Here is a 14,569-nt window from a genome sequence, read left to right on the forward strand (position 1 = left end):
CCCCGGATCATGACCCCGAGCTACCTGTCCCGCCTGCGGCGCTTGTCCTCGTAGAGGCGCAGGTCCGCACGGGACACCAACTGCTCCACTGCGAGCCCTTCCGCGGTCGCGGCGTACCCGAGGCTCAGTCCGAGCCGGCGCAGCCACGGTTTCTCCGTCGTCGCCGCGATCGCCGCCACGGCGACCCGGATCCGCTCGGCCAGCGCGGCACCGCCCTTGGCGTCGGGCTGGTCGAGGACCACGAAGAACTCGTCGCCACCCGATCGAATCACGGCATCGGTCGCTCGCGCCTGTTCTACCAGCAGATTTGCCACTACCTGCAGCAATTCGTCCCCACAGGCGTGCCCGAACGTGTCGTTCACGACCTTCAGGTCGTCCACGTCGATCGCCAGCAAGGTGACCGCGCGCGCCGAGTCACGGGCCGCGGTCAGCCGCTCGTCGAGGGCCCGCCGGTTTCCCACGCCGGTCAGCGGATCCTGCCGCGCCGCATGCCACTCGGCGTCGTGCCGGGCCGGCAGATCATGGACGGCAAGCGCATGCCGTACGGCGTTCAGCGCGCGCTGCCGCTCCTTCCACCAGCCCCGCGACACCGACCGCGCGTATTCCAGCCCGGCCAGCGCTCCCGGCGTACCAGAGACCGCCTCGATCTCGGACCGGGTCTGCAGCACCAGGACGTGGGTCGCTGGGTCGGCCAACGGAATCAGGTCGGCCGCGGCCCGGTCCGCGGCGGCTTTCGCCTCCTCGGACTTGCCGTCCGCCTGCAGCGCCCGGGCCAAATACGCGCCCGCGATCGCGAGCCGCTCGGTCTCACCCAACTTGCTGATCTCGTCGCGGATCACGGTCAGGTCCGCGACCGCGCGTGCCGGATCCGCGGCCGTCACGGCGGCGGCGAGCCACAGCCGGGCGCTGAGTTTCCAGAACTCCTGGCTCTCGTCGTCGACCACTACACGCTCGGCCTCGCGGGCCCAGTACGCCGCGGACGCGAGCCGGTCCTCGATCTCCCTTGTATACAAAGGATCGCCGAGTCGCTCGAGTTCGTGCGCCCAGCGCAGGTACGTCTCGGCGAGGTTCAGCCGGTCGATCGCCTCCGCCTCGGCCAGCTCGAACACGTCGTCGTCGAGTTGGGTGGCGCGCTCGTAATGCGGAATGCACAGTTCGAAAAGCCGCAGGACGTCGTACGCGTAGCCGAGGCCGGTGTGCGCCCAGGCGGTCAGGCCAGGGTCCTTGGTGCGGTTCAGCGCCGCTTCGGCCGCGACCAGGTCGTTGACCGTGTCGCCGCCGCGGCCGCTGCGGGCGAGGTTGATGATCCGGATCGGCAGCGCGTTCGCTTCCCAGCCCGGCTCGCCGATCGCGCGGCTGACCTCGATACAGGCATCCACGGCCCGCAGCGCCTCGTCGGCATCGCTGGCGTGATGTGCGGTCACACCTCGCACGTACTCGGCGGCTGCCAGCGTGTAACTCGGGACGCCCCCGAGCTCCGCCCGTACCGCCTCGATCTCCGCCGCCGCGGTCGCATGGCCACCCGACTGCGCGGCGGTCATCGCGGCAGCGATCCGGTCGGTCAGCGCATCACCCGCCGCCATCTCGCCACTCCGCATCACCGCCGACGGCCCTTCTCTGCTCCGTCACCCGCATGTCGGGCCGGACCGCCCATTGTGACCACCCACCCCGCATCCTGTCACGACCCGATCCGGCCAACGACCACCTAGTGCCACACCGAGACTACTGAGAGAAGGGCGGCTGGTGGGGTTTGCGTTGACCTCAGGGGCAGGGTTTTACGGTTCGGGGATGAGATTTGCGGTCAGTTACAGCACGCCGGCGTACGGGGTGGACCCGGAGCGGTTGGTGGGGTTTGCGCGTCGGGCTGAGGAGTGCGGGTTCGAGGGTTTGTACGTTCCGGAGCACGTGGTGCTCTATAGGGACGCGACGTTCGGTGGCGTGAAGATGCCGACGGATCTCGCGTACGGCGACCCGCTGGAGCTGCTGACGTTCGTCGCGGGTGCCACGGAGCGGCTGCTGCTCGGGACGGCCGTGCTGTTGTTGCCGTATCACCACCCGGTGGTGCTGGCGAAACGGCTGGCGACCCTGGACGTGTTGTCGAAGGGCCGTCTGCGGCTGCTGACCGTCGGGCTCGGCAGCCTGCCCGGTGAGGCTCGGGCCGTGGGGGTGGACTACGCCTCGCGTGGGCGGCGCGCGAACGAGGCGATCGACGTACTGCGGTTGCTGTGGTCAGGCGAGGACGTCAGCTACTCGGGCGAGTTCTTCGAGTTCGAGGGCTTGAGCAGCTTCCCGCATCCGTTGGCGCCCCTGCCGATCCACGTCGGCGGCTCGAGCCGGGCCGCCGCGCGCCGTGCTGGCGCGAGAGGCGACGGCTACTTCCCCGGCGGTGCGCTGACACCGGACGAGCGAGCCACCCAGTGGGAGCTGGTGCGTACGACGTCGGGCCGCGACGACCTCGAGTACACCCGCTGGGCCTCCATCGAAGTGACACCGGAAGCCGTCGCGGCGTACGAGGCGCAAGGTGTCACCCGCCTGGTTGTCACCACGCCGGACCTCGACGAGCTGACCCGCTTCGCCAAACGCTTCCACCTGATCTGACGTCAGGCGACACGTTTGCCGTGCTCGCAGAGCGCTACAGCGCCTTCTCGGACGGCCTCGACGGCGGCGGTGAGGCGGTTCGCGAGGAGGGGTTTGCCGAGGGTGCGGGCCTGGTCGACGGTGTACAGGCCGGTCGACAGGATCTCGCCGTCGGGGAACGTGAAGGCCGCGACGTCCGCCTCGGTCACCAGACCACCGTCGAAGACGAACACCATCGCGTCCGGGCGACCGTCGTACCCGTGGACGTGATCGACGACCAGCAGCCGCCCCACCGGCCGCTCGACGCCGAGCTCCTCCAACAGCTCCCGAGCCGCCGCACCCCACGGCGACTCGTCAGCCTCGACCACACCGCCCGGGATCTCCCAGTTCGGCTTGTACGACGGCTCGACCAGCACGACTCGCTCGTCCGCCGACCGGAACAGCACCCCGGCGGCTACCCGCTTCCGCGGCAACCGAGCGACGTACTCCGCATCCACCACGCGCGCCACACACCCTCCACCTCGTCCATGCACCGAAGCAGTAGACGCCAGGGCGGCCGGCAGAGTTCAGCCGGCGGCTTGTTCGGGGGTGGTGGCGTTCAGGCGGACGGGGAGTGCTTCGACGCCGTACACGAGTGAGAAGTCCCGGAAGCGGAGCTGGGACTCGGGAACCGCGAGCGCGAGGCCCGGGAATCGGTTGGCCAGCGCGGTGAACGCCGCCCGCAGCTCCATCCGCGCCAGCTCGGCGCCCACGCACCGGTGCATGCCGTGACCGAACGCCAGGTGCGCGGCCGACACGGTACGGCGTGGGTAGAAGTCCTCGGCGTCATCGCCGAAGACCGCCTTGTCCCGATCCGCACCGGACAGCGAGACCGCGACCAGGTCGCCCTTCTTCACCTGATGACCGAACAGCTCCTGGTCGTGCCGGGCGAACCGCGGGAACGCGACCTGCACGACGGTCAGGTACCGCAGGAGTTCCTCGACGATCACGTCGACGGCGCCCGGCTCGTTGCGGATCCGCTCGAAGTTCTCCGGGTCGCGCAGCAGCACCAGCGTGCCCAGCGCGAGCATGCTCGCCGACGTCTCGTATCCGCCCAGGAACACTCCGTCGGCGAGCCCACCGAGCTCGATGTCGTCGATCGCGTCACCCTGGTCGCGGATGATCGACCCGATCAGCCCGTCACCCGGGTTCGCGCGCTGCTTCCGGACGATCTCGAAGAGGAACTCGCGCGACTCCGAGGCCGACCCGAAGACGCCGATCCCGCCACCGGAGAGGTCGAACCGCGCCGGCCCGAGCGCGCGGAAGCGGTCGCGGTCCTGCTCCTCGACACCGAGCAGGTCGGCGATCAGCAGGAACGGCACGTTGAAGGCGAAGTCGGAGACGATGTCGACGACCGAACCCTTCGCCTCCATCAGGTCCAGCTGATCGTTGACGATCTTCTCGATGGCCGGCTCGAGCCGCGCCAGCTTGCGCTTGGTGAACTCGGGCGTGAGCAGCTTCCGCAGCCGGGTGTGGTCCGGCGGGTCGGTGAACCCGAGGCCACCGATGCCTTCGGACGGCTTGTTCGGGTCCGAGCCGACCAGCGGGCGGATGTCGTTGCTGAAGTTCGTGGTGTCGCTGAGTACGACCTTGGCCTCGGCGTGCCCGCTGACCATCCAGACGTTCAGCCCGAACAGGTGCGCCAGCTTGTGGACCGGTTCGGTCTCCCGCACCTGGGCCAACTCCGGCACCGGGTCGAGTCCCTGCCGGCGCAGCGGCATCGAAACCGAGCTGGGAAACATCCGCATCTTCGACAGGTCGAGACCACCCCTGCGGGTGGTTCTACTGAGAATGCGGTTGCCGACCCATCTCTTCAGGTATGTCGCAACCATGACTTCCACGCGCCCTCTCTAGAACCCGCTGCCCCCAACGGCTGTGTAGCTCAAAGCTAACCTCGCCGAGGACCAGATCTGATGGTGTTTGCACTACTTCGGTAGTGGCGTTGGCACCACCATGGGAGGGGGCCATGGCGTACCAGCAGAGAACCTTGTCACGGACCACGCCTCTACTGCCACCTGAAACCACCTGTACTCCGCCCTGGAAGGCAACATGCCGTTTCTGGGGGACGATTCAGGGAAATTCGAGACGAAAGTCGGATGCGCCGTCCCCCACCGGGTCGTTGCCCCGGGCGCCGCACAGGTCCCTACGTTTCGAGTGTGTCAGAGGTAGTACGGCGTGACGATCCGGAAAACGTCAGCCAGTTTTGTCTTGACCTGCTCGCGGTGCGGAATCGGTGTGAGTTTCTTCGCATCGCCGACCCGCAGACCGTGATCGGCCAGCACGTACAGCACCCGCAGCGTACGGATCGTGTTGGTGACCACCGGCGAGATCCCTTCGACCGGCGGCGACAACGCCCGCAACGCCGGGTCCAGCCAGTCGACCGCGTCGGAGTCGGACAGGTCGCCGCGGGTGAGCGTCACCGCCAGCGCGTAGCCGAGCCGGTCGTCCTCCATGTCCCGCAGCACGTACGACGTGGGCGTCAGCAACCGTCCGATCCCGAGCCGCAGCATCTGCACCGGCTCGACCGCGGAGTGCAGTCCGAGGGTGCCGAGCAGGTCCGCCCCGTGCGCCACCGCGTGCAGCCAGCCGAGCTTCTCGTCGTACCCGCGGAGGTCTTCCTCGGCGACGTACCAGCGCTCGAACGGGGGCACCCAACTGGGTTCGACGACGCCGGCGGTGACGATCGCGTCCAGGATCAGCGGGGCGAACGTCCGGGCCTGGATCTCCGGGTCGCCGAACCGCGGGACCATCTCGTCGCCGAGCGCCCGCAGTTCGGCCGCGGACAGCACGCCGCGCCCGATCCAGGTCGCGAGGATCGAGTACGCCTGGCGGTCCCGGACGACGGGATCCGGCGATCGCAGCATCCCGACCAGCTCGGCCACCAGTTCCGCCGGTGAACGGCCCTCAGGAACCGCGTACCCCGTGTCCCGCACCTGCGCCCAGTCGGTCATGCGCGGCACCGTAGACCCCGGGCCACGCCACCCGCCACCCCCGGTCCAGCAAAGAGCACGGCCCGTGGTTCATCCGGTCTCCCAGATGAACCACGGGTCGTCGCGACCAGGACCCCTCAGCCCGGCCGGGCTCGCGCCCCGGTCAGGGCCCCTCAACCTCCGACCGGGGTGGTCCAATCATCATCGTCAGGCGTCGCGCTTGCTCGCCGAGAACAGGGCGATCGCCATCAGCACGGCCGCCCAGCCGGCGAAGTACAGCAGCGCCCACCACGGCCCCATCGCGTACTGCGAGTCGCCCTGCGGACCGTTGACGCCGAAGTCCTGACCCTGGTTCAGGAAGGACGCCGCGTTCTGGAACGGCGACCAGCGGGACATGTCGTCGCCGACCTTGGGGATCAGGTTGAACAGGTTCTCCACCAGCAGCGGCCAGAGGATCAGGATCGCGATCGCACCGGCGCTCTGCCGGATCAGGATGCCGATCGCCACCGCGATCACCGCGGACAGCGCGAACACCAGGCCCTGGCCGGCCAGCAGCCGCCACTCCGCCCCGGTGTTGATCGACAGGTCCGAACCGTTCGCGAAGATGTTGCCGATGCCCCAGGCACCGAACGACGCGACCAGGCCGACCAGCGCGGACAGCCCGGCGACGACCGCGGTCTTGCCGAGCAGCAGCGCGGCGCGCTGCGGGACGGCCTGGAAGCTGGTCCGGATGGTGCCGAAACGGTACTCCGTGGTGACCGCGAGGGCCGCCATCACCATCATCACCATCTGGCTGAGCTGCGCCCCGCCCTGGGTCAGACCGATCGTCACCGTGCCCTGTGTGAAGGCCGAGGCCAGCGCCGCCAGGCCGAGGGTCAGGACCGCGGCGACCACCATGCACCACCACGGCGAGCGGGTGGAGAAGAGCTTGATCCGCTCGACAGTGATTACCGACATGTCAGTTGTCCTCCTTCGGACCCGCGGCCACCTCGGTGCCGGAAGGGGCGGCGAGCTCGGCGGCCATCGCGGCCGCCTCGTCGTGCGCGTGGTACTGGACCGAGTCACCGGTCATCTGCATGAACGCCTGCTCCAGCGAGCCGCGCTGCAGGGTCAGCTCGTGCAGGACGATGCCGTGTGCGGCCGCCGCCTCGCCGATCTGGTCGGTGCTCAGGTCGCCCTCGACGAACAGCACCTTGCCCTGGTTCTCGACGTCCTCGATCCGGGTGACGAGCTGCTGCTGGTGCAGGACACTCGCGAACTGGTCCAGCTGCGGGGTCCGCACCTTCACGGTCGTCCCGCTGGCGCGGTCGACGAACTCCTGGGTGGTGCTCTGGGCGATCAGCTTGCCGCGGCCGATGACGACCAGTTCCTCGGCGGTGAGCGCCATCTCGGACAGCAGGTGGCTGGAGACCAGCACCGTCCGGCCCTCGTCGGCCAGCTTGTGCATGAAGGTCCGGATCCAGACGATGCCCTCCGGGTCGAGACCGTTCACCGGCTCGTCGAACAGCAGCACCTCCGGGTCGCCCAGCAGGGCACCGGCGATCCCGAGCCGCTGCGACATACCCAGCGAGAAGGCGCCGGCACGCTTGCCGGCGACGGACGTCAGGCCGACCATGTCCAGGGCCTTGTCGACCGATGACTTCGGCAACTTGTTGGACGCGGCCATCCAGGTGAGGTGGGCACGCGCCGAACGGTTCGGGTGCACCCACTTGGCGTCCAGCAGCGCGCCGACCTTGGTCAGCGGCCGCTTCAGGTCACGGTACCGCTGGCCGTCGATCGTCACTTCGCCGGACGTCGGGGTGTCGAGCCCGAGGATCATCCGCATGGTGGTCGACTTGCCGGCCCCGTTCGGGCCGAGGAAGCCGGTCACCTTGCCGGGTTTCACCTCGAAAGACAGGTTGTCAACGGCAACTGTCGCGCCGTATCGCTTGGTGAGGCCTTTTGCCTCGATCATCGCCGTACTCCTCGTTCGGTGGCGTGAAGTCGTTCCCCAGTCGGGCGGGCTGTGTCGTGATGACATCAAGTATCGAGGTCTAGGCGGTGCAGATCATCGGACCCCGGGCGGATCCGGTGTGTCCACCCGTGGGTTGATTCTGCCGCCACCCGGTGTTGGCTGCTATCGGTTAAAGCCCTGACCACAACCCCGACGATCCCCCATCTCGCGGGTGAGTACATCCGCCGAAAGTCGACAGCATGCTGAACTTCGGTCGTATCGATGGAAGTGACTACCAGGTTTAACGCGAAAGCAGCAACGTCAGTCCAGCGGGACGCCGTACAGCACCAGGTTCTGGCTGTAGCGGTGCGCCACGCGGTCGTACGTGCCGGTGCAGGTCACCAGCGCCAGCCGGGGCTTCGCCGCGCCGTGGAACAGGTCGGAGGGCAACGCTTCCTGTCGGTACGTCCGGCGAGCCACGATCCGGTACCAGTGCACGTCGCCGTCCCCGGCCGTCACCGCCACCTTGGCACCTACTGGTACCTCGGACAGCGCCGCGAACACCCCACGTCCCCTAGTGGTGTCCACATGCCCGGCGAGCAGCACTGTGCCACCGGCCGAGCCCGGCGCCGCACCCGCCGCCCACCAGCCGACGTCTGCCTTCGTCTTCGGTACCTGCAGCTGGCCGTCGGACGCCGTCGCAACCGGCGTCACCTGTGCGTCGAGGTAGCCCGGCAACGCCAGCTTGACCGGCGGAACGGCGGCCTCCCGATCGGCGGCCGACCCACCCGCTTCCGGCACCTTCCCGGAATCACCGTGCTGCCCGCTGAACGTCAGGATCAGCGCGAGCCCGACCGCCCCGGCCCCGAGCAGACGCCGCCGTGCCGGAGCCTTCTTGCCGACGAGGAGAAGCAGTACGCCGATACCGAGCAGCACCAACGCCGCTCGCGAGCGGACCTGCTCGGCCGCGGCCACCTGACCGCCATCACCCGTGGGTACTACGGGAGTGGTCGTGGCCGGGCGACACGGCGTTGCCAGCATGCGCTGGTGCATCTCGAGCACCGGCTTGGCGCCGTTCGCCAACGACTCGACGGCGGGCGAGGCGGATTTCGGCAATTCACCGTTCACCAAAGCCAGGTACTGCTGGTGCGCCTTCTTCTGCAGGGCAACCCAGGCCGCGTCGTACCCGGCGGTGCCGGCTTTGGCGGCGAGGGCCTCAAGTTGCGCACGCTGCGCCTGCGACGGGATCGACACCAGCCCGATGCCGAACCTGGTGGCAACGTCGATCTCCTGTGCGGCGAGCGTGCGGTGTTCACGTTCGAGCTGGGCGGCGGTCCGTCGTACACACGAACTCTTGGCCGCGGTCGTCGCCGCGTGGGCAGCCTGGATGATCGTCAGGTCGAGCTGGTGCGCGGCGGTGAGGTACGCGACGTCCGGTTGCGGCGTCTGCGCGTTCGCCTGCTGCGCCGTACCCAGGAGCGCCAGGACGGCGACCAGCAACAGAGCCGCCGTACGGGAGAGCGTCGAGCCCGTGTCATGCCGTCGAAGCACGCGCCACCTCCCCACGCGGAGCGCCAGTCCGTGTATCGACAGTAAGTGGGCGTCCTGGCCCCGGTCCAGCCGTTGGGCGCCCCCAGGACGCGGAACGGCCCGCCGGAAGACCGGCGGGCCGTTGCGTTGTTGCGTTGCTGACACTGCGTCAGGCGGCTGCCTTCGCCTCCGCCGGGGTGTCGGCGATGACCGACTCCCGGCGCTTGGAGACGACCACCGCGGCGGCCAGGATGAGCACCGCGACGACCGCGATGATGATCCGCAGCGCGGTGTTGGTGTCGTTGCCGATCGCCGACATGCCGACGACGGCCGGCGCGATCAGCACCGAGACCAGGTTCATCACCTTGATCAGCGGGTTGATGGCCGGACCCGCGGTGTCCTTGAACGGGTCACCGACGGTGTCACCGATGACGGTGGCCTCGTGCGCGGGCGAACCCTTGCCACCGTGGTTGCCGTCCTCGACCAGCTTCTTGGCGTTGTCCCAGGCACCACCGGAGTTGGCCAGGAAGACCGCCATCAGCGTGCCGGAACCGATCGCACCGGCCAGGTAGCCGGCCAGCGCCGAGGCGCCCAGACCGAAGCCGACGGCGATCGGCGCGGTGAGCGCGAGCAGACCCGGGGTGGCCAGCTCCCGCAGCGAGTCGCGGGTGCAGATGTCCACCACCTTGCCGTACTCCGGCTTGCCCGTGCCCTCCATGATCCCGGGGATGTCGCGGAACTGGCGACGTACCTCGTAGACGACCGCACCGGCGGCGCGGCCGACGGCGTTGATGGCCAGACCCGAGAACATGAACACGACCGCGGCACCGAGGATCAGGCCGACCAGCGTGCCCGGGTTGAACACCAGGGCTTCGGCCTCGAACTTCGAGTAGCTGTCGCCCAGCGCGGACCGGATCGCGTCGGTGTACGAACCGAACAGCGCGGTCGCGGCCAGTACGGCGGTCGCGATCGCGATGCCCTTGGTGATCGCCTTGGTGGTGTTGCCGACGGCGTCCAGCTCGGTGAGGATCTGGGCCGCCTCGCCGTCCACGTCACCGGACATCTCGGCGATGCCCTGCGCGTTGTCGGAGACCGGGCCGAAGGTGTCCATCGCGACGATGACGCCGACGGTGGTCAGCAGACCACAACCGGCCAGCGCGATCGCGAACAGCGCGACGACGCCGGAGCCACCGACCAGGAAGGCGCCGTACACGGCCGCCGCGATCACCACGGCGGTGTAGACGGCGGACTCGAAGCCGACCGAGATACCGGACAGGATGACGGTCGCGGCACCGGTCAGCGACGACTTGCCGACGTCCTTGACCGGCTTGTCCTCGGTACCGGTGAAGTAGCCGGTGAGGGCCAGGATGACCGCGGCCAGCACGATGCCGATGATCACCGAGACGGTCGCGATCAGCCGCGGGTCACCGTCGTGCGCGGCGATCGCCTCGGTCGCGCCGGTGAGCTCCTTGAAGCTGCTCGGGAGGTAGACGAACGCCGCCACCGCACAGAGCACGCCGGAGATGATCGCCGAGATGTAGAACGCGCGGTTGATCGTGCGCAGACCGTTCTCGCCGGTCCGCGGGCGGGTCAGGAAGACACCGACGACCGCGGTGAGCGCGCCGAGGGCCGGCACGATCAGCGGGAAGATCAGGCCCTGCTCGCCGAACGCGGCCTTGCCCAGGATCAGCGAGGCCACCAGCATCACGGCGTACGACTCGAACAGGTCGGCGGCCATACCGGCGCAGTCGCCGACGTTGTCACCGACGTTGTCGGCGATCGTCGCGGCGTTCCGCGGGTCGTCCTCGGGAATGTTCTGCTCGACCTTGCCGACCAGGTCCGCACCGACGTCGGCGGCCTTGGTGAAGATGCCGCCGCCGACCCGCATGAACATGGCCAGCATCGCGGCGCCGAAACCGAAGCCCTCGAGCACCGTCGGGGCGTCACCCTTGAACAGCAGCACGACCAGCGCGGCACCGAACAGACCGAAGCCCACGGTCGCCATGCCGACGGTGCCACCGGTGCGGAACGCGACCCGCATCGCCGGGTTGCGGCCCTCGTCCCGGGCGGCCGCGGCGACCCGGACGTTGGCGCGCGTCGCGAGCCACATGCCCAGGTAGCCGATCGCGGCCGAGAAGCCCGCTCCGACCAGGAAGAAGATCGACCGGAAGATCTTCAGCGTGGTCTCGTTACCGCCGTCGGTGTGTGCTGGCAGCAGGAACAACAGCAGAAACGCGACCACGGCGAAGATCGACAGCGTCCGGAACTGCCGGTTCAGGTACGCCGAAGCGCCTTCCTGGACCGCGGCGGCGATCGTCTTCATGTTCTCGGTGCCATCGTTCGCGGCAAGCACCTGGCCCCGGAAGACCATCGCAATGGCGACCGCGAGGATCGCGATCACCCCGACGACGATCACCAGTGTGGTGTTGCTCGACGAAAGATCCACCGCTTGTGGCACAAGCCGTGCGGACATCCGTCCTCCTTGTAGGCAACCCATCCAGGCTTGACGGCCCCCGTCTGCCGCAACCGAAGGGTTGGGGAAATACGACACAGCGCCAGCGGTCTGGCGCGGTGGGCTACTTTAACGGGTTCGCGACCAGACCTGACGACAGGGTGGTCTACGCCATACCGGGTCGGCAGGGCAAGACCTGTGCCGGAACCTGAGCGGGATGATCACCCTTCGTAGTGGTGCGGACACCATTTCGCTTCTGTCAGATCGCCGACGCGACGTCCGGATGGATGTCGAAGACCTTGGTCAGGCCGGTGATCCGGAAGATCTTCAGCAGCCGTTCCTGGGTACAGACCAGGGACAGGGACCCGTCGTGGGTGCGCACCCGTTTGAGCCCGCCGACGAGGACGCCGAGACCGGTGGAGTCCAGGAACTCCACGCGTTCCAGGTCGATGACGAGGTCGTACTGCCCTTCGTCGACGAGCGTGGCGATCTTCTCGCGGAGCTTCGGTGCGGTGTAGACGTCGATCTCCCCCGCCACCTCGATGACGGTGCGCCCGCCCTCGGCGCGCGCGGTCAGCGACAGATCCACTTCGGCCTCCGATCCCGTGAACTGCTGCATTCAACCATGTACGGACCGTGAGAAGACCCGCTACCGAAAACTCTTTCATCTCGTCAGACCGAAGTCGATTCCCCTCCGGAAAAAGCCGCGTGCATCCGCGCGTGCATTCTCAGTTCATCCTCAGCCGGAAGCTGTCCGTGGCGAAGACTAGGCTCGCGGTATGCGTGCGGGTGGTGAGGCGGCGGCAGTGCTGAAACGGCTGGCCGCGGGCCGTGACGACCGGCTGACGCATGTCGAGTCGGTGCCACCCCGGCCGGGACAGACGTGCGACTGGCCGCGGTGGGTCCCCGCCGACGTGCTCGGCCAGCTGAGCAACAGCGGCATCACCGCCCCCTGGACCCATCAGGTCGCGACCGCCGAAGCGGCGTACGCCGGGAAGCACGTCGTGGTCGCGACCGGGACGGCCTCCGGCAAATCGCTCGGGTACCTGCTGCCCGCCTTCGCCACGTTGAGCATCGCGCAGGCCGCCTCGCCACACCGCCGGACGGCCTCGGTGCTGTACCTGTCGCCGACCAAGGCGCTGGCGCACGACCAGCTGCGCGCCGTGTCGTCGTACACGGTGCCTGGACTGCGCGCGACGACCCTGGACGGCGACTCGGAGCGCACCGAGCGCGACTGGGCCCGCGACCACGCGACGTACGTGCTGAGCAATCCCGACATGCTGCACCGGTCGGTTCTGCCCAACCACCAGCGCTGGGCGCGCTTCCTGGGCAGCCTGCAGTACGTCGTGGTCGACGAGTGTCACCACTATCGCGGCGTCTTCGGTGCCCACGTGGCCGGCGTACTGCGGCGGCTCCGTCGCGTCTGTGCGCAGTACGGCGCCCGTCCCATCTTCATCTGCGCCTCAGCCACCGTGGCCGAGCCGGCGACGTCCGGGGAACGCCTGACCGGTCTGCCGATGGTGGAGGTCGTCGAGGACGGCTCTCCGCGCGGTGGTGTCTCTTTCGGGCTCTGGGAGCCACCATTGACCTCCCTGCACGGTGAGAACGGCGCCCCGGTACGCCGCTCCGCCACAGCCGAGGTCGCGGACCTATTGACCGATCTCGTGGTCACGGGCGTCCGGACCGTCGCGTTCGTCCGATCGCGGCGCGGCGCCGAGTCGGTCGCCATGACAGCCCGGGAGAACCTGGCCGAGGTCGACCCGGCACTGATGGACCAGGTGTCGGCGTACCGGGCCGGCTATCTACCCGAGGAGCGTCGACGGCTCGAGGGGATGCTGCAGAGCGGCGAGCTCACCGGCGTCGCGGCGACCAATGCGCTCGAGTTGGGCATCGACATCGCGGGACTGGACGCCGTACTGCTCTCTGGCTGGCCTGGCACGCGCGCATCGCTCTGGCAGCAGGCCGGACGGGCCGGTCGGGCGGGTGGGGACGCGCTGGCGCTGCTGATCGCACGAGACGACCCGCTGGACACCTACTTGGTTCGGCACCCCAGGGCAATCTTCGGCCGGCCGGTCGAGGCGACGGTGTTCAACCCGGAGAACCCCTACGTCCTCGGACCACAGCTCTGCGCGGCCGCGCAGGAGGTGCCGTTGACAACGGACGACTACGAGATCTTCGGTAGTAGTACTGAGACGGTGATCGCCCAGCTCGTCCGGCAGGGGCTGCTGCGCGAGCGACCGCACGGCTGGTTCTGGACTCGGCGAGAGCGGGCTGTCGACGCCATCGACATCCGGTCGGCCGGTGGGAAGACCGTGCAGATCGTCGAGGACCGGACCGGTCGGCTGCTCGGCACGGTCGACGGCGGCTCGGCCCACGCCTCGGTCCACGAGGGTGCCGTCTACGTGCACGCGGGCGAGTCCTACCTGGTCCGGTCGCTGGACCTCGAGGAGCACGCCGCGGTCGTCGAGCCGGCCTCGCCGGACTACACGACGTTCGCGCGGGACGTGACCGAGATCAGCATCCTGGCGACCGAGGAGACCTGCACCTGGGGTACGGCGGAGCTCGCGCGCGGCTGGGTCCAGGTGACCAGCCAAGTCATCTCGTACCAGCGCAAGCTGATCGCGACCGGCGACGTACTCGACGAACAGCCGCTGGACCTGCCGGAGCGCACCTTGCGCACCAAGGCCGTGTGGTGGACGATGCCCGACACCGTCGTCGCCGCGCTCGGCCTCGAGGACGTCCCGGGAGCGGCGCACGCGGCCGAGCACGCCTCGATCGGACTGCTCCCGCTGTTCGCCACCTGCGACCGCTGGGACATCGGCGGCGTCTCGACCGCCCGGCACGCCGACACCGGCCGCCTCACCGTCTTCGTGTACGACGGCCACCCGGGCGGCGCGGGCTTCGCCGAACACGGGTACGCCGCGGCGCGCGAATGGTTGACGGCGACACGCGAGGCGATTGCACACTGTGAATGCACGGATGGATGCCCGTCGTGCGTACAGTCGCCCAAGTGTGGGAACCAGAACAACCCACTCGACAAGAGCGGCGCGGTGACGCTGCTCTCCGCACTCCTGAGCAGTGAGGCCTGAACGGCCGGCACTCGGCCGG

Annotated in this window: 11 protein-coding genes; 2 read left to right on the top strand and 9 right to left on the bottom strand. The window is 68.8% G+C overall.

The features are described 5' to 3' along the window. Positions 1-20: 20 nt before the first annotated feature. The gene (locus AC0662_RS19350) at positions 21-1,583 is read right to left on the bottom strand and encodes a GGDEF domain-containing protein (RefSeq protein WP_478302194.1); all 1,563 of its coding nucleotides are present in this window, start codon (positions 1,581-1,583) and stop codon (positions 21-23) included. A gap of 205 nt (positions 1,584-1,788) precedes the next feature. Between AC0662_RS19350 and AC0662_RS19355 the strand changes: the two genes are divergently transcribed. Beyond that, the gene (locus AC0662_RS19355) at positions 1,789-2,598 is read left to right on the top strand and encodes a TIGR03619 family F420-dependent LLM class oxidoreductase (RefSeq protein ID WP_478302196.1); all 810 of its coding nucleotides are present in this window, start codon (positions 1,789-1,791) and stop codon (positions 2,596-2,598) included. A gap of 2 nt (positions 2,599-2,600) precedes the next feature. Here the strand turns inward: AC0662_RS19355 and AC0662_RS19360 are convergent, their stop codons facing one another. The 8 genes from AC0662_RS19360 to AC0662_RS19395 all read right to left on the bottom strand — a co-directional run bounded on the left by AC0662_RS19360 (position 2,601) and on the right by AC0662_RS19395 (position 12,080). After that, a complete protein-coding gene (locus AC0662_RS19360) occupies positions 2,601-3,086 on the bottom strand; it encodes an NUDIX domain-containing protein (protein ID WP_478302197.1) in 486 nt (161 codons plus the stop codon). A 57-nt stretch (positions 3,087-3,143) separates the two neighbouring features. Next, on the bottom strand, positions 3,144-4,448 hold the full coding sequence (locus AC0662_RS19365; RefSeq protein WP_452204771.1) for a cytochrome P450: 1,305 nt from the start codon (positions 4,446-4,448) through the stop codon (positions 3,144-3,146). 327 nt (positions 4,449-4,775) lie between these two features. After that, on the bottom strand, positions 4,776-5,567 hold the full coding sequence (locus AC0662_RS19370) for a DUF2785 domain-containing protein (RefSeq protein WP_452204765.1): 792 nt from the start codon (positions 5,565-5,567) through the stop codon (positions 4,776-4,778). Between the two features lie 186 nt (positions 5,568-5,753). Next, positions 5,754-6,503, bottom strand: coding sequence for a hypothetical protein (locus tag AC0662_RS19375; protein ID WP_452204764.1), 750 nt, complete (start codon positions 6,501-6,503; stop codon positions 5,754-5,756). Between the two features lies 1 nt (position 6,504). Continuing rightward, entirely contained in the window at positions 6,505-7,500 is a 996-nt protein-coding gene (locus AC0662_RS19380) for an ABC transporter ATP-binding protein (RefSeq protein WP_452204763.1), read from the bottom strand. Between the two features lie 300 nt (positions 7,501-7,800). Further along, on the bottom strand, positions 7,801-9,030 hold the full coding sequence (locus AC0662_RS19385) for a DUF4142 domain-containing protein (protein ID WP_478302200.1): 1,230 nt from the start codon (positions 9,028-9,030) through the stop codon (positions 7,801-7,803). Between the two features lie 148 nt (positions 9,031-9,178). Next, positions 9,179-11,482 carry a sodium-translocating pyrophosphatase gene (locus AC0662_RS19390; RefSeq protein ID WP_452204761.1) on the bottom strand — a complete coding sequence of 768 codons (2,304 nt, stop codon included), beginning with the start codon at positions 11,480-11,482 and terminating at the stop codon, positions 9,179-9,181. Positions 11,483-11,720: 238 nt separating this feature from the next. Beyond that, positions 11,721-12,080: an STAS domain-containing protein gene (locus AC0662_RS19395; RefSeq protein ID WP_452204760.1), complete on the bottom strand. Its 360-nt coding sequence runs from the start codon at positions 12,078-12,080 to the stop codon at positions 11,721-11,723. A 160-nt stretch (positions 12,081-12,240) separates the two neighbouring features. On the opposite strand from AC0662_RS19395, the gene AC0662_RS19400 reads away from it, so the two are divergent. After that, positions 12,241-14,550 (top strand): DEAD/DEAH box helicase, encoded by a 2,310-nt coding sequence (locus tag AC0662_RS19400; RefSeq protein WP_452204759.1) that lies wholly within the window; start codon positions 12,241-12,243, stop codon positions 14,548-14,550. Positions 14,551-14,569: the final 19 nt, after the last annotated feature.

This window comes from Kribbella sp. NPDC043289 (genome assembly GCF_056436705.1).

Coding starts and splice junctions, on each gene's coding strand:
- AC0662_RS19365 (WP_452204771.1), bottom strand. CDS start 4,448: ATGGTTGCGACATACCTGAAGAGATGGGTCGGCAACCGCATTCTCAGT.
- AC0662_RS19350 (WP_478302194.1), bottom strand. CDS start 1,583: ATGGCGGCGGGTGATGCGCTGACCGACCGGATCGCTGCCGCGATGACC.
- AC0662_RS19355 (WP_478302196.1), top strand. CDS start 1,789: ATGAGATTTGCGGTCAGTTACAGCACGCCGGCGTACGGGGTGGACCCG.
- AC0662_RS19375 (WP_452204764.1), bottom strand. CDS start 6,503: ATGTCGGTAATCACTGTCGAGCGGATCAAGCTCTTCTCCACCCGCTCG.
- AC0662_RS19395 (WP_452204760.1), bottom strand. CDS start 12,080: ATGCAGCAGTTCACGGGATCGGAGGCCGAAGTGGATCTGTCGCTGACC.
- AC0662_RS19380 (WP_452204763.1), bottom strand. CDS start 7,500: ATGATCGAGGCAAAAGGCCTCACCAAGCGATACGGCGCGACAGTTGCC.
- AC0662_RS19370 (WP_452204765.1), bottom strand. CDS start 5,567: ATGACCGACTGGGCGCAGGTGCGGGACACGGGGTACGCGGTTCCTGAG.
- AC0662_RS19390 (WP_452204761.1), bottom strand. CDS start 11,482: ATGTCCGCACGGCTTGTGCCACAAGCGGTGGATCTTTCGTCGAGCAAC.
- AC0662_RS19400 (WP_452204759.1), top strand. CDS start 12,241: ATGCGTGCGGGTGGTGAGGCGGCGGCAGTGCTGAAACGGCTGGCCGCG.